At 74.2% G+C, this 19,354-nt stretch carries 18 protein-coding genes and 1 pseudogene; 12 read left to right on the top strand and 7 right to left on the bottom strand.

Annotation, left to right across the window (positions count from 1 at the left end; all coding sequences use genetic code 11):
- Positions 1 to 22: 22 nt before the first annotated feature.
- The gene (locus tag Athai_RS12940; protein ID WP_203961722.1) at positions 23 to 712 is read left to right on the top strand and encodes a hypothetical protein; all 690 of its coding nucleotides are present in this window, start codon (positions 23 to 25) and stop codon (positions 710 to 712) included.
- Between the two features lie 272 nt (positions 713 to 984).
- Here the strand turns inward: Athai_RS12940 and Athai_RS12935 are convergent, their stop codons facing one another.
- A complete protein-coding gene (locus Athai_RS12935) occupies positions 985 to 1,413 on the bottom strand; it encodes an OsmC family protein (RefSeq protein WP_203961721.1) in 429 nt (142 codons plus the stop codon).
- A 234-nt stretch (positions 1,414 to 1,647) separates the two neighbouring features.
- Here Athai_RS12935 and Athai_RS12930 point away from each other — a divergent pair, with 234 nt between their 5' ends.
- From Athai_RS12930 to Athai_RS12920, 3 genes are all read left to right on the top strand, one after another.
- The gene (locus tag Athai_RS12930; protein WP_203961720.1) at positions 1,648 to 2,070 is read left to right on the top strand and encodes a YciI family protein; all 423 of its coding nucleotides are present in this window, start codon (positions 1,648 to 1,650) and stop codon (positions 2,068 to 2,070) included.
- Positions 2,071 to 2,079: 9 nt separating this feature from the next.
- On the top strand, positions 2,080 to 3,339 hold the full coding sequence (locus Athai_RS12925; protein WP_203961719.1) for an RNA polymerase sigma factor: 1,260 nt from the start codon (positions 2,080 to 2,082) through the stop codon (positions 3,337 to 3,339).
- Positions 3,340 to 3,602: 263 nt separating this feature from the next.
- Complete coding sequence (locus Athai_RS12920) at positions 3,603 to 4,895, top strand: citrate synthase (RefSeq protein WP_203961718.1); 1,293 nt, start codon at positions 3,603 to 3,605, stop codon at positions 4,893 to 4,895.
- Between the two features lie 50 nt (positions 4,896 to 4,945).
- Here the strand turns inward: Athai_RS12920 and Athai_RS12915 are convergent, their stop codons facing one another.
- Entirely contained in the window at positions 4,946 to 5,830 is an 885-nt protein-coding gene (locus Athai_RS12915; RefSeq protein WP_203961717.1) for a carbon-nitrogen hydrolase family protein, read from the bottom strand.
- Between the two features lie 117 nt (positions 5,831 to 5,947).
- On the opposite strand from Athai_RS12915, the gene Athai_RS12910 reads away from it, so the two are divergent.
- Entirely contained in the window at positions 5,948 to 7,090 is a 1,143-nt protein-coding gene (locus Athai_RS12910; protein ID WP_203961716.1) for a CaiB/BaiF CoA transferase family protein, read from the top strand.
- Between the two features lie 74 nt (positions 7,091 to 7,164).
- On the opposite strand, the pseudogene Athai_RS12905 reads toward Athai_RS12910, so the two are convergent.
- Positions 7,165 to 8,365 (bottom strand): annotated as a pseudogene (locus Athai_RS12905) (IS110 family RNA-guided transposase).
- A gap of 274 nt (positions 8,366 to 8,639) precedes the next feature.
- Here Athai_RS12905 and Athai_RS12900 point away from each other — a divergent pair.
- From Athai_RS12900 to Athai_RS12885, 4 genes are all read left to right on the top strand, one after another.
- Positions 8,640 to 9,245: a DUF1707 SHOCT-like domain-containing protein gene (locus Athai_RS12900; RefSeq protein ID WP_203961715.1), complete on the top strand. Its 606-nt coding sequence runs from the start codon at positions 8,640 to 8,642 to the stop codon at positions 9,243 to 9,245.
- A 72-nt stretch (positions 9,246 to 9,317) separates the two neighbouring features.
- Positions 9,318 to 9,890 (top strand): TetR/AcrR family transcriptional regulator, encoded by a 573-nt coding sequence (locus tag Athai_RS12895; RefSeq protein ID WP_203961714.1) that lies wholly within the window; start codon positions 9,318 to 9,320, stop codon positions 9,888 to 9,890.
- A 107-nt stretch (positions 9,891 to 9,997) separates the two neighbouring features.
- Positions 9,998 to 11,212 carry a hypothetical protein gene (locus tag Athai_RS12890; RefSeq protein ID WP_203961713.1) on the top strand — a complete coding sequence of 405 codons (1,215 nt, stop codon included), beginning with the start codon at positions 9,998 to 10,000 and terminating at the stop codon, positions 11,210 to 11,212.
- 247 nt (positions 11,213 to 11,459) lie between these two features.
- The gene (locus tag Athai_RS12885) at positions 11,460 to 12,194 is read left to right on the top strand and encodes an SDR family oxidoreductase (protein ID WP_203961712.1); all 735 of its coding nucleotides are present in this window, start codon (positions 11,460 to 11,462) and stop codon (positions 12,192 to 12,194) included.
- A 129-nt stretch (positions 12,195 to 12,323) separates the two neighbouring features.
- On the opposite strand, the gene Athai_RS12880 is transcribed toward Athai_RS12885, so the two are convergent.
- The 3 genes from Athai_RS12880 to Athai_RS12870 all read right to left on the bottom strand — a co-directional run bounded on the left by Athai_RS12880 (position 12,324) and on the right by Athai_RS12870 (position 15,057).
- Positions 12,324 to 13,646, bottom strand: coding sequence for a sigma-54-dependent transcriptional regulator family protein (locus Athai_RS12880; RefSeq protein ID WP_203961711.1), 1,323 nt, complete (start codon positions 13,644 to 13,646; stop codon positions 12,324 to 12,326).
- A 261-nt stretch (positions 13,647 to 13,907) separates the two neighbouring features.
- Positions 13,908 to 14,696 (bottom strand): enoyl-CoA hydratase/isomerase family protein, encoded by a 789-nt coding sequence (locus Athai_RS12875; protein ID WP_239156899.1) that lies wholly within the window; start codon positions 14,694 to 14,696, stop codon positions 13,908 to 13,910.
- 133 nt (positions 14,697 to 14,829) lie between these two features.
- Positions 14,830 to 15,057 (bottom strand): helix-turn-helix domain-containing protein, encoded by a 228-nt coding sequence (locus Athai_RS12870; RefSeq protein WP_030447508.1) that lies wholly within the window; start codon positions 15,055 to 15,057, stop codon positions 14,830 to 14,832.
- Positions 15,058 to 15,189: 132 nt separating this feature from the next.
- On the opposite strand from Athai_RS12870, the gene Athai_RS12865 reads away from it, so the two are divergent.
- On the top strand, positions 15,190 to 16,419 hold the full coding sequence (locus Athai_RS12865) for a hypothetical protein (protein WP_203961710.1): 1,230 nt from the start codon (positions 15,190 to 15,192) through the stop codon (positions 16,417 to 16,419).
- Positions 16,420 to 16,568: 149 nt separating this feature from the next.
- Here the strand turns inward: Athai_RS12865 and Athai_RS12860 are convergent, their stop codons facing one another.
- A complete protein-coding gene (locus Athai_RS12860; protein WP_203961709.1) occupies positions 16,569 to 17,564 on the bottom strand; it encodes an ArsR/SmtB family transcription factor in 996 nt (331 codons plus the stop codon).
- A 55-nt stretch (positions 17,565 to 17,619) separates the two neighbouring features.
- On the opposite strand from Athai_RS12860, the gene Athai_RS12855 reads away from it, so the two are divergent.
- Positions 17,620 to 18,903 carry an MFS transporter gene (locus Athai_RS12855; RefSeq protein ID WP_203961708.1) on the top strand — a complete coding sequence of 428 codons (1,284 nt, stop codon included), beginning with the start codon at positions 17,620 to 17,622 and terminating at the stop codon, positions 18,901 to 18,903.
- The gene (locus Athai_RS12850; RefSeq protein WP_203961707.1) at positions 18,900 to 19,352 is read left to right on the top strand and encodes a GNAT family N-acetyltransferase; all 453 of its coding nucleotides are present in this window, start codon (positions 18,900 to 18,902) and stop codon (positions 19,350 to 19,352) included. Before Athai_RS12855 ends, Athai_RS12850 begins: the two co-directional genes overlap by 4 nt.
- The last annotated feature ends 2 nt before the right edge of the window (positions 19,353 to 19,354 follow it).

The following is a 19,354-nucleotide window of genomic DNA, read 5'->3' as shown; positions in this document are numbered from 1 at the left end:
GACGCGGCACGGAGCCCGCGCGGTGCCGGTCCCGCCGCACGGGGAGCGGGTCGAGGCGACCGAGGTGTCGCCCCGGCGGCTGCTGCGCGGGGTGTGGCCGAACCTTCCGGCGCTGCTGTGCGCGAGCGTCGCGGTCTGCCTCGCGGCGACGGTACCGGTGCTGGTCGCGCCGGGCGTCAACCCGGTCGCGGTCGCCCTGTACGCGCTGCTCGTGGCGCCGGCGGCGACCGCGCTGGCGGACACCGTCACCGGCATCGGCGGTACCGGCCGGGCGACGGTACCCGGCTTCGCGACCCGGCTGGTCCGGCTATGGCCGTTCGCCGTCCGCCAGGCGCTGGTACCGGCGGCGGCAACGGTCCTGCTGCTCGCGGCGCTGCGGGTGTGGACCGCGACCGGCAGCCCGCTGCTGCTGCCGTCGGTGGCACTGACCGGCGCGGCGAGCGTGCTGGCCGTACCGGCGGCGATGGCCGCGCTGGTCCTCGGTGCGGCCCGCCCGGCGCTGCGCGGCCGGCGGCTGTGGGTGACCGCGCTGCACCTGGTGGCGCGCCGGCCGGTTCGGTTCGCCGCAGCGCTGTGCGTGGTGGTCCTGGGGGTGTGGGCGGCGGCGAGCTGGTCGGCGTCGCTGCTGCTGCTCCTGCCGGCGCCGGCCGCCATCGTCGCGGTCGCCGCCGTGTGGACCACCGCCGCCGAGGTACGCCCCGCACGCCACTGAGCGCCGCCGGTGAGCGCCGCCGGCACGCCCCTCGCCGCAGACGCCGATCCCGACGCTCCACGACCCACGACCCCGGCACCGACACCCCGACCCGCACCCACCCCAACCCGAGCGCATGACGACCGACGCTCACGACCCACGACCCGGCACCGACACCCCGACCCGCACCCACCCCAACCCGAGCGCATGACGACCGACGCTCACGACCCACGACCCCGGCACCGACACCCCGACCCGGACGCACCCCGACCCGGGTGCGTGGCGGCCGGCGTTCAGCCGGCCGCCACGCCCATCGTGACGTCCGCGCCGAGCTGGACGGTGCGGCTGACCGTGCACAGCCGGTCGTGCGAGGTGCGGATCGCCTCCGGCAGCAGCGCCCGCGCCTTGTCGCCGCCCTCTCCATCGGGGAACGTGACCCGGAACGAGACCTCGATCCCGGTCATGTGGTTGCCCTGCTCGTCTCGCACCTTGTCGCCGCTGGACTCGATGTCGAACGAGGTCGGCTCGGCCCGGCGGGAGGTCAGGATGTCCACGTCGATCGCGGTGCACCCGGCGATCGCGGCCAACAACAGCTCCACCGGGGTGAAGTCGGTGTCGGCGCCCGACCCGATGCTGATCTGTCCGCCCCGCTCGTTGCGGACCTGGTAGGTCTGGCTGCCGGTCCGATGCAGGGACACGGCGCGCTTCGTCTCGTCTGCCACTCCGCCAGCCTGCCACGCGCCCGGCGTACGGCACCCGCCGGAGCCGATTCCGCGCGGCCGGCGCGGGCCGCGGGCGGCACCCGTTCGTCGCCGGAGGGCGCCGAGGACCCCCGCCGCGCGCTCGCGCCGTGCTTTCCTGTTCTCGGGGACAGGTTGGTGTCCGGTCCGGGCCATCGGCTCCGACGTCTGTGGTGACGGCGGCCGCCGGGGCCGCCGAACCCGGAGGTGACGACGATGAAATACATGATCTTGCTCTTCGGCTCGCAGCGGGACTACGACGCGATGGCCGGCCGGCCCGGTGCCGAACCGGCCTGGACCGGCGAGGACGTCGCGAAGCTGGCGGAGTTCATGGAGTCCTGGTGGGCCGAGGTGGTCGAGTCGGGCGAAGCGGTCGACGCCCAGGGGCTGACCGCACCGGTGCACGCCCGCCGGGTGCAACTGGTGGACGGTGCGCCGGTGGTCACCGACGGGCCGTACGCGGAGACCCAGGAGGTGCTGGCCGGCTACAACATCGTCGACTGCGACAGCTTCGACCGGGCCGTCGAGATCGCCGCCCGGCTGGCCGGCACCCCGCATCCGGCGGGTGCGCTGCCCGACCGCGGCTGGTACGTCGACGTGCGGCCGGTGGCCTCCGGCGCCGAGGACTCGCTGGCCTGAACCGGCGCGATGCTGCCCGCCGAGATCGAGGACCTGCTGCGCCGTGAGGCGCCGCGGGTCCTCGGTGCGCTGGTCCGCCGGTACGGCCATTTCGATCTCGCCGAGGACGCCGTCCAGGAGGCGCTGCTCGCCGCGGCGACCCGGTGGCCGGCCGAGGGGGTGCCGGAGCGACCGCGCGGCTGGCTGCTGACGGTGGCGTCCCGCCGGCTCACCGACCTGCTGCGTGCCGAGTCGGCGCGGCGCCGCCGGGAGGACACGATCGCCCGCCGGGTACTGCCGGACGAACGGCTCGCACCGGCCGCCGACCGCGCGCCGGCCGACACCGACGACACCCTGGTGCTGCTGTTCCTGTGCTGTCACCCGGCGCTGACCCCGGCCGGACAGATCGCGCTGACGCTGCGCGCGGTCGGCGGGCTGTCCACCGCCGAGATCGCCCGGGCGTTCCTGGTCCCCGAGGCGACGATGACCCGCCGGATCAGCCGGGCCAAGCAGCGCATCGCGGCCAGCGGCATCCCGTTCGCACCCCCGGACCGCACCGAGTACGCCGGCCGGCTCGGCGCGGTGCTGCGGGTGCTCTACCTGATCTTCAACGAGGGGTACGCGAGCACCGCCGGCCCGCGGCTGGCCCGCACCGAGCTGACCGGCGAGGCGATCCGGTTGACCCGGCTGGTGCACCGGCTGCTGCCGGCGGACGGCGAGGTGGCCGGGCTGCTCGCGCTGATGCTGCTCACCGATGCCCGGCGACCGGCGCGTACCGGACCGGCCGGCGAGCTGGTGCCGATGGCCGAGCAGGACCGCAGCCGGTGGGACGCCGAGGCGATCGCCGAGGGGATCGCGCTGGTCACCGCGGCCCTGCCCCGGGGCCCCACCGGGCCGTACCAGCTGCAGGCCGCGATCGCGGCGGTGCACGACGAGGCGGGTTGCGCGGCCGACACGGACTGGCCCCAGATCCTCGCCCTGTACGAGGTGCTGCTGCGGGTGGACGGCAGTCCGGTGGTACGGCTCAACCACGCGGTCGCGGTGGCGATGGTGCGCGGCCCGCGGGCCGGGCTGGACGCGCTCGACGCGCTCGACGCCCAGGTCCGGCTCGGCGACCACCGGCCCGACGCGGTCCGCGGGCACCTGCTGGAACTCGCCGGTGAGCTGCCCGCCGCGCGGGAGCGGTACCTGGCCGCCGCGGCCCGCGCCACCAGCCTGCCGCACCAGCGGTACCTGCACGCCCGCGCGAGGCGGCTGCCGGGGCCGGACGAACCCGGCACACAGGCATAGTGCGACCGGGCGCGGGCCGTACCGTGGGGGCGGGCAGGTGACGGATCTCGCCGGGGGCCGGCACCCGCGCGAAGCGTTTCGACAGGTCGCTAGATTGGGCAGAAGATCACACCGGACGTACCCGGCCCGCCGAGTAGCGTCGAAGTTACTGGCACGTAACAGCGATTCGGGGAGCGGACCCCAGGCAGGACCCCTACCGCCACAAGTGGTAGAGAGCGGATCGACGGACGCACACTCCCCGTCTTGAGGACGAAAGGCCTTCCATGACTGACCAGAGCAGCACCGTCCTTCGGTACCCGGACGGCGAGCTCGACATGCCGATCATCCCGGCGACGGAGGGAAACTCCGGGATCGACTCCTCCAAACTCCTCGCCACGACCGGTCTGGTCACGCTCGATACGGGGTTTGTGAACACGGCGTCGTGCAAATCGGAGATCACCTACATCGACGGCGGCGCGGGCATCCTGCGTTACCGCGGTTACCCGATCGACCAGCTGGCCGAGCAGTCGAACTTCCTCGAGGTGACCTACCTGCTGCTGCACGGTGAGCTGCCGACGGCCGAGGCGCTGGCCGAACTCGACGGGCAGATCCGCCATCACACCCTGCTGGACGAGGACCTGAAACGGTTCTTCGACGGCTTCCCGCGCAACGCGCACCCGATGGCGGTGCTGGCCTCCGCGGTGAACGCGCTGTCCACGTTCTACCCGGACGACCTCGACCCGTTCGACGCCGAGGCGGTGGAGCTGTCCACCATCCGGCTGCTGGCCAAGCTGCCCACGATCGCGGCCTACACCTACAAGAAGTCCGTCGGCCAGCCGCTGCTGTACCCGGACAACTCGCTCGACATGGTCTCCAACTTCCTGCGGATGACCTTCGGCGTGCCGGCCGAGCCGTACCAGGTGAACGAGACCGCGCGGGCCGCCCTCGACCTGCTGCTGATCCTGCACGCCGACCACGAGCAGAACTGCTCCGCGGCGACCGTGCGGACCGTCGGGTCGGCTCAGGCCAACCTGTTCGCGTCGATCGCCGCCGGCATCAACGCGCTGTCCGGCCCGTCGCACGGCGGCGCGAACCAGGCCGTGCTGGAGATGCTGCGCGGCATCCACGCCTCCGGCGACGACGTCGCCGCGTTCGTGCGCAAGGTGAAGAACAAGGAGGCCGGCGTCCGCCTGATGGGCTTCGGCCACCGGGTCTACAAGAACTACGACCCGCGTGCCGCCCTGGTCAAGAAGATGACCGACGACGTGCTGACCAAGCTGGGCATCTCCGACCCGCTGCTGGACATCGCGATCGAGCTGGAGCAGGTGGCGCTGTCCGACGACTACTTCGTCGAGCGCAAGCTGTACCCGAACGTCGACTTCTACACCGGCCTGATCTACAAGGCGCTGGGGTTCCCGGAGTCGATGTTCACCGTGCTGTTCGCGATCGGCCGGCTGCCCGGCTGGATCGCCCAGTGGCGCGAGATGATGAGCGACCCGAAGCTCAAGATCACCCGGCCGCGGCAGATCTACACCGGCCCCACCGCCCGCGACTACGTCGCAGTGGAGAAGCGGTAGGGCTGCCTCTCCCGATGCCCCGCCGGACCCGGCGGGGCATCGTCGTCTCCTCAGCCGCGGTCGACCGCGACCAGCCGGCGCTCGGCCGGCTCGGTCAGCGCGGCGTCGGCCAGCATCGGCTGCTCGCCCCGGACCGCGGCGAGCAGCACCGGATCCAGGTCGGCGACGAGCACGGTGGCGCCGGTGTCCGGGGCCCGGACGAGCGCCCGGCCCTCCGGGTCGTACACCGCCGAACCGCCGTTGAACCGCCACGGGTCGGTGCCGCCGACGCAGTTGGCGAACGCCACGAACATCGTGTTGTCCAGCGCCCGCGCCGGGTAGTAGAGATCGCGGCGGTGCTCGCCGCCCACCACGTACGCGCTGGGGTAGAGCATCGCGTGCGCGCCCGCCCGGGCCGCGGCCCGGGCATGCTCCGGGAAGCACCCGTCGTAGCAGATCCCGACGCCGAGCCGCCAGCCGTCCAGCTGCAGCGTGGTGCCCTCGGTACCGGCGAGGAACAGGTCGGTCTCCTCGGCGCCGCACAGGTGCCGCTTGTGGTAGACGTCCCGGATCGAGCCGTCCGGGCCGGCCAGCAGCGCCGCGAGGTAGCGGCTCCCGTCCGCGGCCCGTACCGCGGCGCCGACCAGCACCGCTACCCGGTGCGTCGCGGCGGCGGTGGCCAGCCCGTCCAGCCTCGGATCGGCGACCGTACCGGCGGCGTCGGCGGCCACGTCGCAGCGGCTCGGATCGGCGGCGAGCGTCGGCGGGTGGTACCCGGGCAGGAACAGCTCGGGCAGCACCAGCAGCCGCACGCCGTCCGCGGCGGCGGCCGCCACCAGCCGCGCCGCGGTCGCCGCGTTGCCGGCCAGTTCGCCCGGCGCGGCGGCGGCCTGACCGACCCCGACCCGCAGCACCGTCTCCGGTAGCGCCACCACCGGTTCGTTCAGCTCCGTCATCCGCACGCTCCGCTCGACATCCGGCCCGGCTCCCAGCGCCATGGTGCCAGCCGGGACGCCGGTGGGTCGCGGCCGGCGGGCAGGATGGCAGTCTGCACACCGATCGGGAGGCATTCGATGCAGGGACCGCTGGCGGGATTCCGGGTCGTGGAGTTGGCCGGCATCGGCCCGGCGCCGTTCGCCGGCATGATGCTGGCCGATCTCGGCGCGGACGTGGTCCGGGTCGATCGGCCCGGCGGCCAGTCGGTCCCGCTCGCGGCGGGCCACCGGGTGCTCGCCCGAAACCGCAGGTCGCTCGCGGTCGATCTGAAGCAGCCGGACGGGGTCGCGGTGGTGCGCCGGCTGGTGGCCGGCGCCGACGCGCTGATCGAGGGGTACCGACCGGGAGTGGCCGAGCGGCTCGGGCTCGGCCCGGACGAGTGTCTCGCCGCCAACCCGCGCCTGGTGTACGGGCGGATGACCGGCTGGGGCCAGACCGGACCGCTGGCGCAGCGGGCCGGGCACGACATCGACTTCATCGCGCTGGCCGGCGCGCTCGGCCTGGTCGGGGACGCGGACGCGGCGCCGACCGTACCGCTGAACCTGATCGGCGACTTCGGTGGCGGCGGCATGCTGCTCGCGGTGGGCGTGCTGGCCGCGCTGCTCGGCGCCGGCCGGACCGGCCGCGGCCAGGTGGTCGACGCGGCGATGGTGGATGGCGCCGCGGTGCTGCTGTCGATGACGCTGGGTATGCGGTCGGCCGGGATGTGGGGTGCGCAGCGGGGCCGCAACCTGCTGGACGGTGGCGCGCCGTTCTACGCCGTGTACCGCTGCGCCGACGGCGGCTACGTGGCGGTCGGGGCGCTGGAGGACCCGTTCTACGCCGCGCTGCTGGACGGGCTGGGGCTGGCCGGCGACGAGACGCTGCCGCCCCGCGCCGACCGGGCGGCGTGGCCGCTGCTGCGGGACCGGTTCGCGACGGTGTTCGCCGGCCGCACCCGGGACGAGTGGGCCGCGCACTTCGCCGGTACCGACGCGTGCGTGGCGCCGGTGCTCGACCCGGACGAGGCGGCGGCGCACCCGCACCTGGCGCAGCGCGGCACGTACCGGCACGACGACGGGGTGCTGCAGCCGGCGCCGGCGCCGCGGTTCTCGGCCACCCCGGCCGGCACCCCCACGCCGGCACCGGCGGCGGGTGCGCACACCGACGAGATCCTCGCCGAGCTGGGCTATCCGGACGCCGACCGGGCCGCGCTGCACGCGGCGGGCACCGTCGCCTGACCGGCGGCCCCGTCCGGACCGAGGCCAGGCTCCGGGCACCGGCGCGGTCCGGGGGGGTGTCCCTATGGGTTTTGTCAAGCAGCGGCGGGCTGTGGGACGGGCCGGGGTTGGTAGGGCTTGCGGTCGCGGAGCATGGCGAACAGCACGTCGCAGCGGCGGCGGGCGAGGCAGATGAGGGCGGCGTTGTGTTTTTTGCCTTCGGCTCTCTTGCGGTCGTAGTAGGCGCGGCTGGTGGGGTCGGGCAGGGACGCGAACGCGGCGAGGAACAACGCGCGTTTGAGGTGTTTGTTGCCGCCCTTGGGTGGATGCTCGCCCCGGATGGAGCTGCCGGAGCGGCGGGTGACTGGTGCCAGGCCGGCGTAGGCGGCCAGGTGCGCGGCGGTCGCGAACGCCGCGCCGTCACCGACTTCGATCAGGATGCGGGCGCAGGTCCTGACCCCGATGCCGGGCATCGAGATCAGGACCTCGGCAAGAGGGTGGGCATCAAGTACCTGTTCGACCTCGACGGCCACCTGGGCGCGCTGGTCGAGTACCTGTCGCAGCGAGACGGCCAGACGCGGCAGGACCGTCTCGGCGGCCTTGGCGCCTGGGACGGTGACGGTTTGGGCGGCCAGGGCGGCGAGAATCTGCTCAACGAGTTGGTCGCCGATGCGTGGGGCGTGTTGCGGGCGACGGTGGTCAGTCTGCGGCGGCCGGCCGCGGCCAGCCCGATCGGTCCGCCGAAGCGCGTCAACAGCTCCAGCACGGCCGGATGCGCCACCTTCGGACCGAGCACGGTTTCCAGGGCGGGGTGGATGCTGGTGAGCAGACCCCGGATCCGGTTGGCCAGCGAGTGGCCCCGCCGGCCAGGTCGTCGTCGAAGCCGACCAGTACCTCCAACTCGGCCAGGGTCTCCTCGCCGGTGTCGACACGGCGCAGCGTGTGCGGCAATGTCCGTGCCGCGTCAGCGATCACGAAGGCGTCACGGGCGTCGGTCTTGGCGTTGCCGGGGTGCAGGTCGGCGATACGGCGTATCGCCAGCCCGGGCAGGTAGGCCACCTGGTGCCCACACGAGCGTGCGACCGCGACCGGCAGGGCACCGATCGAGGCCGGCTGGTCGACCACGACCAGGACACTGCCGTGCCGGGCAAGCTTGTCGAACACCTCGCGCAGCCGGGTCTCGGTGTTGGGCAGCGGCGCATCATGCACCTGGCGCCCGTCAGGGGCCAGGCCGGTCGCGTGATGCTCGCTTTTGCCAACGTCCGGGCCTAGGAACACGCTGTAGTCGCCGGGCACGTGTCGCCTCCTCGTCACGGTCGGGCTCGGTCGAGTGTCCAGGCGTCGGACTGTCGGCAGCCACGTTACGAAGAGACCAACCCATCGGGCGGCCGTGTCCCTATCAGCGATCCGCCGACGCCACCCGACCCGGCGACAACACCCCCCGGATCATGCCTACGACAGGGGCAATCAGTCATACCGAGCCGGGCGACCGAGCGTCCCCAGTTGGGAACACGAGAAAGGTAACGGGGCGGGAGTCCCGAAACCGGCTGGAACCGCCTAGGCTGAACGGATGTACGAGAGCGGATCGCTGGTGCCGTCCGACGACGGGACGGCCGTGGCGCAGCGGCGGGCCTCGGATGCCGACCGCAGCCGGTTCGCCGAGCTGGTGCAGGCCGCGGTCGGGGACGGCCGGCTCGATCTGTCCGAGGCCGACGAGCGGCTGACCGCGGTGTACGCCGCGCGCACGATCGCCGAGCTGCACCGCATCGTGGCCGATCTCGGCGTGCTGCCGGGTCCGGAGCCGCCCGACCGGGCGGTGCTGGAGTTGCGCACCCGCAGCGCCCGGGTGCGGCAGGACGGCCCGTGGCAGGTGCCGCCGCGGGTGGTCGCCGAGGCCGCCAGCGGCCAGGTCCGGCTCGACTTCACCGCCGCGGTGTGCCCGCACCGGGAGGTCCGGGTGGACGCCAGCTGCCGGTCCGGCAGCATCCTGCTGATCGTGCCGCGGGGCTGGCAGGTGCGGGTGGAGCAGCAGGAGACCCGCAGCGGCGCGGTGCGCAACAAGGTGACCGAGCCGGCCCGGCCGGGGGCCCCGCTGATCCGGCTGTACGCCAGCACGACCTCGGGCCGGGTGGTGGCGCGCTACCCGTACGGGCGGAAGGGCCGTCTCGGCAGGTGACGGTGCCGTCCATCGGCTAGCAATCCGTACGTACGGATTGCGATCGGCCGGATCGGCTGGCACGATCGACTCGTGCCCCGGGTCAGTCAAGAGCATCTGGACGCCCGCCGCCGGCAGATCCTCACCGGCGCGCGGACCTGCTTCGCCCGGCACGGGTACGAGGGCGCCACGGTGCGCCGGCTGGAGGACGCGATCGGCCTGTCCCGCGGCGCGATCTTCCACCACTTCCGGGACAAGGAGTCGCTGTTTCTCGCCGTCGCCGAGGACGACGCGGCGAACATGGTGGCCACCGTCGCCGACAACGGCCTGGTCCAGGTGATGCGGGACATGGCCGCGCACGCGCACGAACCGGAGGTCAGCGGCTGGCTCGGCACCCAGCTGGAGGTGTCCCGGCGGCTGCGCACCGATCCGGAGTTCGCCCGCCGGTGGGCGCAGCGGTCCGAGGCGATCGCGGCGGCGACCCGGGACCGGCTGCTGCGCCAGCACGAGGCCGGCGCGCTGCGCGACGACGTACCGATCGACACGTTGCAGCGGTTCCTCGAACTGGCGCACGACGGCCTGGTGCTCTACCTCGCGATGGGCAGCTCGGCCGACGACATCGAGCCGGTGCTCGACCTGGTCGAGGAGACGGTCCGGCGCCGCTGACCGGACGCGACGGACCACCGCTGAAGGTTTTCGACAGCCTGCACCGTGATGGGTGCATATTTCCGTGCGATTTCGCTAAGGTGCTCCCAACTCGCACGGAGGTGATCATGAACCACCCACCCCAGTGGTCCCGTCGACACGTCCTCGTCGGCGGCGCGGTGGCCACCGCCGCCGCCACCGGACTCGCCGCCCTCGGCGCACCCGGCACCGCGGCGGCGGCGACCTACCCCGCCCCGGTACGGCTCGACCCGGACGCGTTCCGCCTCACCGCCGGGCCGCGTACCGACGCGCTACTGCACGGCCTGGACCGCGCCCTGCCCCGCGCCTCGGTACGGGAGGTGCTCGCCCGCGCCGACCGGGTCGGCGCCGCCGCGACCCCGCACGCCACCGGCCTCGCCGCCGCCTTCGCCTGGAACGAGGAGGACGGCAACACCGCCGAGTGGTACCCGCAGGGCATCTCGACCAGTGCCGACGCCTCCCCCAGCGGTCGCTACGACGGGCGGCGGATGCTGTTCGCCAGCTGGTACTCCAAGAGCACCGACCCGGACAAGGGCTCCCGGGTGTCGTTCATCGACTACAGCGACCCGGCCGCGCCGCGCTATCGGCACGTGCTGCTGGTCGAGCCGTACCTCGACGACGACGGCCGGCCGGACTTCCGCGCCGTGCCGGTGCACGCCGGCGGCATCGTCGTCTACGGCCACCTGCTCTACGTGGTCGACACCTGGAACGGCTTCCGGGTCTTCGACCTGCGCCGCATCTGGCGGGTAGACGACTCCGACGACGGCGCCGTCGGCCGCGCCACCGACGGCAGCTACCAGGGCTTCGGGCACGCGTACGTGCTGCCGCAGTGCACCTCGTACCGCTCCTCGACGACCGGCGACGTCGCGCGACTGCGGTACTCCTGCTGCGGGCTGGACCGCAGCGGCGGCACGCCCGGCATCATCATCGGCGAGTACAACGTGAACGGTGAGGATGCCACCGGTTCCGGTGCGCGGGTGGTCCGGTTCCCGCTGGACGGCCCGACGTTCGCCCCCGCCGGCGACGGCCAGGTGCACGCCACCGAGGCGTACCAGGTGTTCGTGCGCAGCATCCAGGGCGCCGTCGCACACCGCGACCGGTTCTTCCTGTCCCGCAGCAACGGCACCACGCACTACAGCGGCCTGGTCACCTTCACCGCAGACACCGCACCGGTCCTGGCGGACGAGTCGATGCCGATCGGTACCGAGGACCTGTCGTACTGGCCGGGCCGGGACGAGGTCTGGACCCTCTGCGAGCATCCGGGGCTACGGTTCGTGCTCGCCGTCCGGGCATCGTCGTTCTGACCCACCGGGCGCCCGGCCGGTCGCCGGACCGGGCACCCGGGGCCGAGCACCCGCACCGGGCATCCGCGCCGGGCATCCGGGCCGAGCAGCCGCGCAGGGTGCCCCGGCGCGCGCATCCCCGCCGGGCACCCGGTGCGCGGCGCAGCCAAGCCGGGCCCGCCGCGCGCATCCCCGCTGGCCCCGCGGTACGCATGCTGGCGGCAGCGCACGGCGGACACGGGCGCCGGGTTGGTTCTAGGCTCGGCGCATGGATCTTGGACTCTCCGGCCGGGTGTACCTGGTCACCGGCGGCAGCGCCGGCCTCGGCTTCGCGACCGCCCGCGCGCTGGTCGACGACGGCGCCCGCGTCGTCCTCTGCTCCCGGGCACCGGACAAGGTGCACCGGGCGGTGGCCGACCTCGGCGCCGACCACGCTGTCGGCATCACCGCCGACCTCGCCGACCCGGGCACCCCGCAACGGCTCGTCGACACCGCCACCACGACGTACGGCCGGCTCGACGGTGCGCTGCTGTCGGTCGGTGGCCCGCCGCCGGCGACCGCGGCGGGCGCGACCGACGAACAGTGGCGGCAGGCGTTCGATACGGTCTTCCTCGGCGCGGTACGCGGCGCCCGCACCGTCGCCGCCGCGCTCCCGGACGGCGGAGCGATCGGCCTGGTGCTGTCGTCCTCGGTACGCTCGCCGATCACCGGCCTGGGCATCTCCAACGGGCTGCGACCGGGCCTCGCGATGGTCACCAAGGACATGGCCGACGAGTACGGTCCGCGCGGGGTGCGACTGTTCGGCCTGCTGCCCGGCCGGATCGCCACCGACCGGATCCTGGAACTCGACCACGGGACCCCGCAGTACGGCGGGATCCCGCTCGGCCGCTACGGCACCCCGGCGGAGTTCGGTTCGGTGGCGGCGTTCGCCCTCTCCCCCGCCGCGAGCTACCTGACCGGCAGCCTCCTCGCCGTCGACGGCGGCGCGCTGCGCTGCCTCTGAATCCGCTGGCACCCGCGGCGCGCCGGGGGCCAGCACCGGCGGGTAGCGCGGCCGCCCCGATGGTACGGACCGGGGCGGCCGCAGGCACCCGGACACAGCCGGACAGGCACCCGGGTAGCGTCCGCGACGCTAGGACGGCCAACGTTGCATCCGGGTTGCGCGCCTCGGCACGCCCAGCTCGGCGTCCAGCCGAGCCAGGCGTACCGCGAACTCGCGGCGCCGCGGCGAGTCGGCCGGCAGCGCGGCCAGCGTGGCCCGGACCACCTCGGTGTCACCGGCACCCAGCTCACTGTCGGCGAACCGGACCAGTGCCGTCGCGTCCCGGCTGGCCAGGACCGCGGCGCGCAGCTGGGCGGCGAGCTCGGCCCGCAGCGCCACCACCTCCGGCGCCTGCGACCGGGCCAGTACCGGTAGCCCGGCCAGCGCCAGCGCCCGACGCCAGGATCCGCGCGCCAGCAGTGCCCGCGCCTGCGCCAGGTCGGTGGCCACCGGCCGGCCCAGCCGGTACGGCCGGGAACGCAGCGCAAGCTCCGGGAGCAGCGCACGCAGCCGGGACAGCTCGGCCCGTACCGTCACGCCGGGGGCGGTGCCGGGATACAGCGCGACGGCGAGCTGCTCGGCACTGCGGCCGGCCGGATGCTCGCTCAGGACCAGCAGCAGCTCCGCGTGCCGCAGGCTCAGCTCGACGCCCCGGTGCGGCAGCCGCAGCCGGCCGACGTCGCCGCACACCGTCAACTGCGCCGGTTCCGGCGCCACCACCGGCCGTGGCCGGGCCAGCCGCTGCACCCGCAGCTCGCTCTCCACCGCCACCGCGGTCGCCCGTACCAGCGCCAGCGTGTGCGGGGCCGCGACGTGATCACCGCCGGTGACGTCGACGAACCCGAGCACCGCGCCGGTGTCGGGGTCGTGCACCGGCGCGGCCGAACAGCTCCACGGCACCACCCGGCGGGCGAAGTGCTCGGCGCCGAAGACCTGCACGCTGTGGTCGACCGCGAGCGCCATCCCTACCGCGTTGGTCCCGGCATGCCGCTCGCCCCAGTTCGAGCCGGCCAGGAAGTGCATCGACTCGGCACGGGCGCGCAGCTGGCGGTCGCCCTCCACCCACAGCAGCCGCCCGGCCGCGTCGCCGACCGCGACGATCAGGCCGTCCATCCCGGCCGATTCCAGCAGTAGCCGGCGAACCACCGGCATGGCCGCCGCGAGCTGGTGGTCGGCCCGCAGGTCGCGCAGCACGTCGTCGGTCAGCTCCACCGGCGCCCAGTGCTGGTCCGGGTCGATGCCGCTCGCCGCCGACCGGCGCCACGACTCGGCCACCACCTGCCGCACCGGGCCACCGGCCGTGCCGGTGCCCATGAAGCGGTCCCGGGCCCCGGCCAGCGCCCGACCCAGGACTCCCGGATCGGAGCCCGCCGGCCACGCCACCCACTGCTCGGCCACCCGTTGGTCACCCATCTGCGCCCCGCCCGCCGCATGAGCATCCTGTCGGCACGAACAACCGGCCGCGCCCCGGCCAGGTCATGCCCCGAACAGGTGATGACAGGCCCACCGAACCAGTTGGACCAGGACAACAGCGTATATATCCGGACGATCCGGATGGGCGGCCGGCGCCGGCCGAGGTGCTGCCGCCGCGGCCCCACCGCGGCGGCGATGCGTCACTCCCCGACGATGGCCCGGCCCCGCGTGGCGGCAGCGCCCGGCGTCGCGGCACGGCGGCTACTCGCCGCGGCCGGCAAGGTCGGCGATGCGGCGAACCTGGGCCTCCCGCTCGGCCGCCAGCTGACCAGGCAGGTCGTTGCCGGCTGCGGACCGCAGCAGCGCCTTGGTCTCCACCGCGGCGGCCCGCGGTGCTGCCCGCAGCGCGGCGACCAGGTCGCCGGTGGCGGTGGCCAACTCCGCCACCGGCACGCTCAGCGTGGCCAGCCCCAGCCGGTACGCCTCGGCGGCGCCCACCCGCCGGCCGGTCACGCAGATCTCCAGCGCGTGGCTGTAGCCCACCAGGTCCACCAGGTGTTTGGTACCGCCCAGGTCGGGCACCAGGCCGAGGCTGGTCTCGGCCATCGTGAACTGCGCGTCGTCGGCGACGATCCGCAGGTCGCAGGCCAGCGCGAGCTGGAAGCCGGCGCCGACGGCGTGGCCCTGGACCGCGGCGACCGACAGCAGGTCGGGCCGGCGCAGCCAGTCGAACGCCTGCTGGAACTCCGCGATCACGTCCGCGCACTGGTCGGCCGGCAGCTCCGCCAGGCCGAGCAGGCCGGGATCGCCGGAGCCGGTGCCGGCGAGCACGGCGGTGTCCAGGCCCGCGGAGAAGGCGCGGCCGGCACCGCGCACCACCACGACCCGCACGTCACCGGAAAGCTCGCGGCCGATCTCCCGCAGCTGCGCCCACATCTGCGGGGTCTGCGCGTTGTAGACCTCGGGACGGTTCAGGGTCACGGTCGCCACGTCGTCGGCGACCGACCACAACACGTCGCCGGATGTCGAAGGGTCCTGCTCCGCGGGCACGCTCGTCCTCCAGCCGTCGGGAGTGTGTCACGCTACCGGTCGGCCGGCCTGCCGGGCACCGGGGTCGGTGCGCAGGCTGTCGGCTCGCGCGCCGCCGGCTGGCCGGAACAACGACCGACCAACCGGCCCCGGTTCAGGACTTCTTCCGGCGGCGAGCGCCGCCGCGCTGACGCAGCTGGACCCCGGACTCGGTCAGCACGCGATGGATGAATCCGTACGAACGGCCCGTCGAGGCCGCAAGAGAACGGATGCTCTCCCCGCCGTTGTAGCGCTTGACCAGGTCCTTCGCCAGCGTTTGACGTTCGGCGCCGACGATCCGCCGCCCCTTCTCCGTGCTCGTGCTGGTGCCGGTGGCAGCCATATCGATCCCTCACGTTTCACGGTGAGTGGTCCAACGGCCCCCGTTGGACCGTCACAACGATCATGCGGCACGACCACCACTCTCGCCAACCGAACAGCCACCACCTGTCGCCTACCCGATACCGTGTCGGCCGTGACCGACAGCGAACGCCCGGCCCGCCGCGACCGGACGGCGACGGATCTGGGCGGTTGGTTCCTGCTCGTCGCAGTCGGGCTCGCCGCGGTGGCTCTCGTCGGCACCCCCGCCGGCGGTCGGGTACCGCCGTTCTTGGCCGGGTACCGGTTCGCCCCGTCGCCGTGGCTCGGCGCCGCGGCGGCGCTGGCCGCGGCGGTCGTCGGCGGCCAGGTGGCGCTGTCCCGGTCCGGGCGACGGCCACCGTTCGCCCTCGTCCAGGCGATCGGCTACCTCACCGCACTGGGCTGGGCGCTGGCCCTGGGCGCCGGCCGCCGGACCGCACCCACCAACCCGGTCACCGGCAGTCCGTGGGGCTACCTGCGCGACTTCGTCGACCGGTACGCCGGCACCGCCGACGGGCACCCGCCGGGGGCCGGACTGCTGGTGTGGACGATCGACCGGCTCGGCCTGCCCGGCACGGTCACCGTCACCGCGCTCGGCGCCCTGGCCGTACCGATGCTGCTCGGTGCGGCCCGCAACATCTGCGGCGAGACCGCGGCCCGCGGGTTCGCGCCGATCCTGGTTCTCGCCCCGTACGGGGCGTTCCTGGCCGGCGCCACCGACGGTGTCGCGGCCGCGCTCGGTGCCGGGCTGGTCGCGGCCGGCGCGCGGGCCAGTGACCGGCGGCGTACCGGCTGGCCGGCGACCGGGTGGGCGCTGCTCGCCGGGCTGCTGCTCGGCCTGGCCGCGCTGCTCAACTACCCGACGGTCTGGCTGGGCGGTTGCGTCGTGCTGCTGTACTTCGCCCGCCGCCGCGCGTTTCTCAACCTCGCCACCGGGCTGGGTGCGCTCGTGGTGCCGGTGGTCGCGACCACCGGCGGGTACGCCTGGACCGCGGGGCTGGTCGCCGCCCGCGGCAGCACCGGTCAGTCCCTGTGGTGGGGCGCGATCGGTCTGCTCACGCTGCTGATCCTGGCCGGGCCGCCGGTGTTCACCAGCCTGCGCAGGGTCCGCAACACGCCGGCCTGGCCGTGCCTGGTGGGCGCCGGCTTCGCGGTCGCGTTCACCGTGTTCGGCGGCTTCGCCGGCGACGACGTCGAGACGGCATGGTTGCCGTTCTTCGGTTGGCTGACGATCGCGGTCACCGCGCCGCGCACCCAGGCCGGGCCGCCGGTGCCGGTACCGCTGCTGCTGGCCGGTTCGGGCGCGCTGGTGGGCCTGCTCGTCGCCGCCGGCGCGCCGTCCTGACCGACCCGAACCCGGCACCGGCCGGAGCACCGGCACGGCGCCGGACCCGCCGCAGGCGGCCGTGCCATCCACCGGCACCCCGTCACCCGGCGGCCGGGCAATCCTCGTGGCGCCCGATCCTCCGGCAGCCGGACCGTCCCGGCTGCGGCTCAGGGCGCGACGTGGCCGGGTACCACCGGGTCCGCGAGCCGATCCCCCAGGGTGGTCCTGGCGTAGAGCACGCTGCGACCGCTGCGCGCCCGGGTGACCAGTCCGGCGGCATGCAGTACGGACAGCTGCTGGCTCACCGCCGCCGCGGTCACCCCCAGCCGGTAGGCGAGTTCGGTGGTGCTGGCCGGGTGTTCCAGCAATCCCAGCAGCCGGGCCCGGGGCGCGCCGATCAGCCGGGCCAGCGCCGCCTCGGTGGCCGGCTGGGCGACCTCCCACAGCGTCGAGCGACCCCTCGCCGGGTACGAGACGACCGGCGGTCCGGCGGGGTCGACGACGGTCATCGCGCCGCGCGCGAAGGCGCTCGGCACCAGCGCCAGACCACGCCCGGCGACCTCCACCGCGCTGTGCTGGGGCCGGCTGGACTGCCGGACCGTGAGCACCCCGTCTGCCCAGGACACCCGCTCGTGCAGATCGGCGAACAACGCCCGGGCGCCACCGACGGCGAGGCTTCGGCTGCGGTACACGATGTCCGCGTCCAGCACCGCGCGCAGCCGCGGCCACCAGGGCCGCACGCACCGCCGCCAGTACCGGTCCAGCACGGTGGCGATGCGCCCGACCAGCGCGTCCGGGTCCGCGCCGCCATCGGACAGCACCGGGGGCAGCCGGGCCGGCCCGTACGCGGCGAGGATGTCGTGCCAGCCGAGCGCGCCCGGGGTGGCGCGGACGGTACCGAGTTGGTCGGCGAACCGGGGCCCCGGCGCCTGTGGTCGCGGGGTGAGGAAGTCGGGCAGCCACCGCCGTGGCGGCATCATCGCGTACAGCAGTTCGACGTCCTCGGGGTTGAGGTGCTCGGCGACGTCGTCGTGCCAGGGCAACCGCGGCGCGTACACGCCGGGCAGGACCAGGGCGCGGATGCTGAACACGGTCTCCTGCAGCGGCGAGTACGCGAACCACATCGACGCGAGATCGGTCACACCCAGTCGAAGCTCCAGCATTAGGCGCCAGTCTAAATCCATTGGCCGCCCAGCCGAGGTGACATGGACTGGGCTCATGTTCAGCGCGCCACCCCACGCCCCGCTGAAGGCCACCGTCCGCGCCCGGGTCGCCGGCCTCGCACCGGCCGACCCGGTGACCCGCCGGCTGGCCGTACAGACGCTGATCAACACGCTCGGCAACGGGCTGTTCATGACCGTCAGCGCGGTCTTCTTCACCCGCTCGGTCGGGCTGTCCGCGGTCCAGGTCGGGCTCGGCCTCACCATCGCCGGCGCCTGCGGTGTCGCGGCCGGGATCCCGCTGGGCCAGCTGGCCGACCGGATCGGCGCGAAGCGGCTGCTGATCGTGCTGTACCTGGCGCAGGCGGTCGGGCTGGGCTGCTACGCGCTGGTCGGCTCGTTCCCGGCCTTCCTGGTCGTCGCCTGCGTCGTGACGGCGCTCGACTCCGGCGGCCGGTCGGTGAAGAACGCGATGCTCGCGACCGCCCTGCCCGCGCAGAGCCGGGTACGCAGCCGGGCCTACCTGCGCGCGGTCACCAACGTCGGGATCGGCGCCGGCTCGGCACTCGCCGCGGTCGCGCTGTCGATCGACACCAGGAGCGGCTACCTGACCCTCATCGCGGTGGACGCCGCCACCTTCCTCGCCACCACGCTGCTGCTGCGCGGCATCCCGGCCGGTACGCCGGTTCCGCGCTCCCCCGGCGCGCCAGGCGGTCGCCGGCTCGGCGCGCTGCGCGACCCGGCCTTCCTCGCCGTCACCGCGCTCAACGGGGTACTGGCCATCCAGTTCAGCCTGATCGACGTCACGGTTCCGTTGTGGGTGGTCGGGCACACCCACGCGCCGGCCGCGGTGGTGTCCGGAATCATGATCACCAACACCGCGCTGGTCGTGCTGTTCCAGGTGCGCGCCACCCGCAACATCGCCGACCCGGGGCCGGCTGCCCGGGTGGCCCGTCGCGCCGGCCTGCTGCTCGCCGCCGCCTGCGCGGTGTTCGGCCTGGCACACGGCGTCGGGCCGATCCCCGCGGTACTGATCCTGCTCGCGGCGACCGTGCTGCAGGCGGTCGCCGAGATGCTGTCGTCGGCCGCCGGCTGGGCGCTGAGCTACGAACTCGCCGACCCGGCCGCGCCCGGCGCCTACCAGGGGCTGTACAACACCGGGTTCGCCGCGGCGAGCATGCTGGCCCCGGCACTGACCACCAACACCGCGATCCGGTTCGGGCTGGGTGGCTGGCTGGCGCTCGGCGTGCTGTTCGCGGCCGCCGGCGCCGCGCTGGTACCGGTCACCCGCTGGGCCCTCGCCACCCGACCATCCACAACGGAGGAAGAGGAACAGGCATGACCGACCTGACCGTACGACGAGCCCGCCGCGAGGACGTCACCGCGCTCGTGGCGCTGATCGCCGCCGACCAGCTCGGCGCCGGCCGCGAGACACCGGACGACCCCGCGCCGTACCTCGCCGCGTTCGCCGCGATCGACGCCGACCCGAACCAGTACCTCGCCGTCGCGGAGCTGAACGGCGAACCGATCGGCACGCTGCAGCTGACGTACCTGCCGGGCCTGTCGCACCGGGGCGGCTGGCGGGCCCAGATCGAGGCGGTACGTATCGCCGAAGCGCACCGCGGTTCCGGCCTGGGCAGCGCCCTGATCGAGTGGGCGATCGGGCGGGCCCGCGAGCGCGGCTGCCGGATGGTGCAGCTGACCTCGAATGCCACCAGGGACGACGCGCACCGGTTCTACACCCGGCTCGGTTTCGTACCGAGCCACGTCGGCTTCAAGCTGCCACTCTGACC

The organism is Actinocatenispora thailandica, from assembly GCF_016865425.1.
GTDB lineage: Bacteria > Actinomycetota > Actinomycetes > Mycobacteriales > Micromonosporaceae > Actinocatenispora > Actinocatenispora thailandica.
The sequence above is the reverse complement of the archived record's forward strand: the minus strand, read 5'-3'. Positions and strand labels throughout refer to the sequence as shown.

Coding starts and splice junctions, on each gene's coding strand:
- Athai_RS12930 (WP_203961720.1), top strand. CDS start 1,648: ATGAAATACATGATCTTGCTCTTCGGCTCGCAGCGGGACTACGACGCG.
- Athai_RS12925 (WP_203961719.1), top strand. CDS start 2,080: ATGCTGCCCGCCGAGATCGAGGACCTGCTGCGCCGTGAGGCGCCGCGG.
- Athai_RS12920 (WP_203961718.1), top strand. CDS start 3,603: ATGACTGACCAGAGCAGCACCGTCCTTCGGTACCCGGACGGCGAGCTC.
- Athai_RS12915 (WP_203961717.1), bottom strand. CDS start 5,830: ATGACGGAGCTGAACGAACCGGTGGTGGCGCTACCGGAGACGGTGCTG.
- Athai_RS12910 (WP_203961716.1), top strand. CDS start 5,948: ATGCAGGGACCGCTGGCGGGATTCCGGGTCGTGGAGTTGGCCGGCATC.
- Athai_RS12900 (WP_203961715.1), top strand. CDS start 8,640: ATGTACGAGAGCGGATCGCTGGTGCCGTCCGACGACGGGACGGCCGTG.
- Athai_RS12890 (WP_203961713.1), top strand. CDS start 9,998: ATGAACCACCCACCCCAGTGGTCCCGTCGACACGTCCTCGTCGGCGGC.
- Athai_RS12885 (WP_203961712.1), top strand. CDS start 11,460: ATGGATCTTGGACTCTCCGGCCGGGTGTACCTGGTCACCGGCGGCAGC.
- Athai_RS12880 (WP_203961711.1), bottom strand. CDS start 13,646: ATGGGTGACCAACGGGTGGCCGAGCAGTGGGTGGCGTGGCCGGCGGGC.
- Athai_RS12870 (WP_030447508.1), bottom strand. CDS start 15,057: ATGGCTGCCACCGGCACCAGCACGAGCACGGAGAAGGGGCGGCGGATC.
- Athai_RS12860 (WP_203961709.1), bottom strand. CDS start 17,564: ATGCTGGAGCTTCGACTGGGTGTGACCGATCTCGCGTCGATGTGGTTC.
- Athai_RS12855 (WP_203961708.1), top strand. CDS start 17,620: ATGTTCAGCGCGCCACCCCACGCCCCGCTGAAGGCCACCGTCCGCGCC.
- Athai_RS12850 (WP_203961707.1), top strand. CDS start 18,900: ATGACCGACCTGACCGTACGACGAGCCCGCCGCGAGGACGTCACCGCG.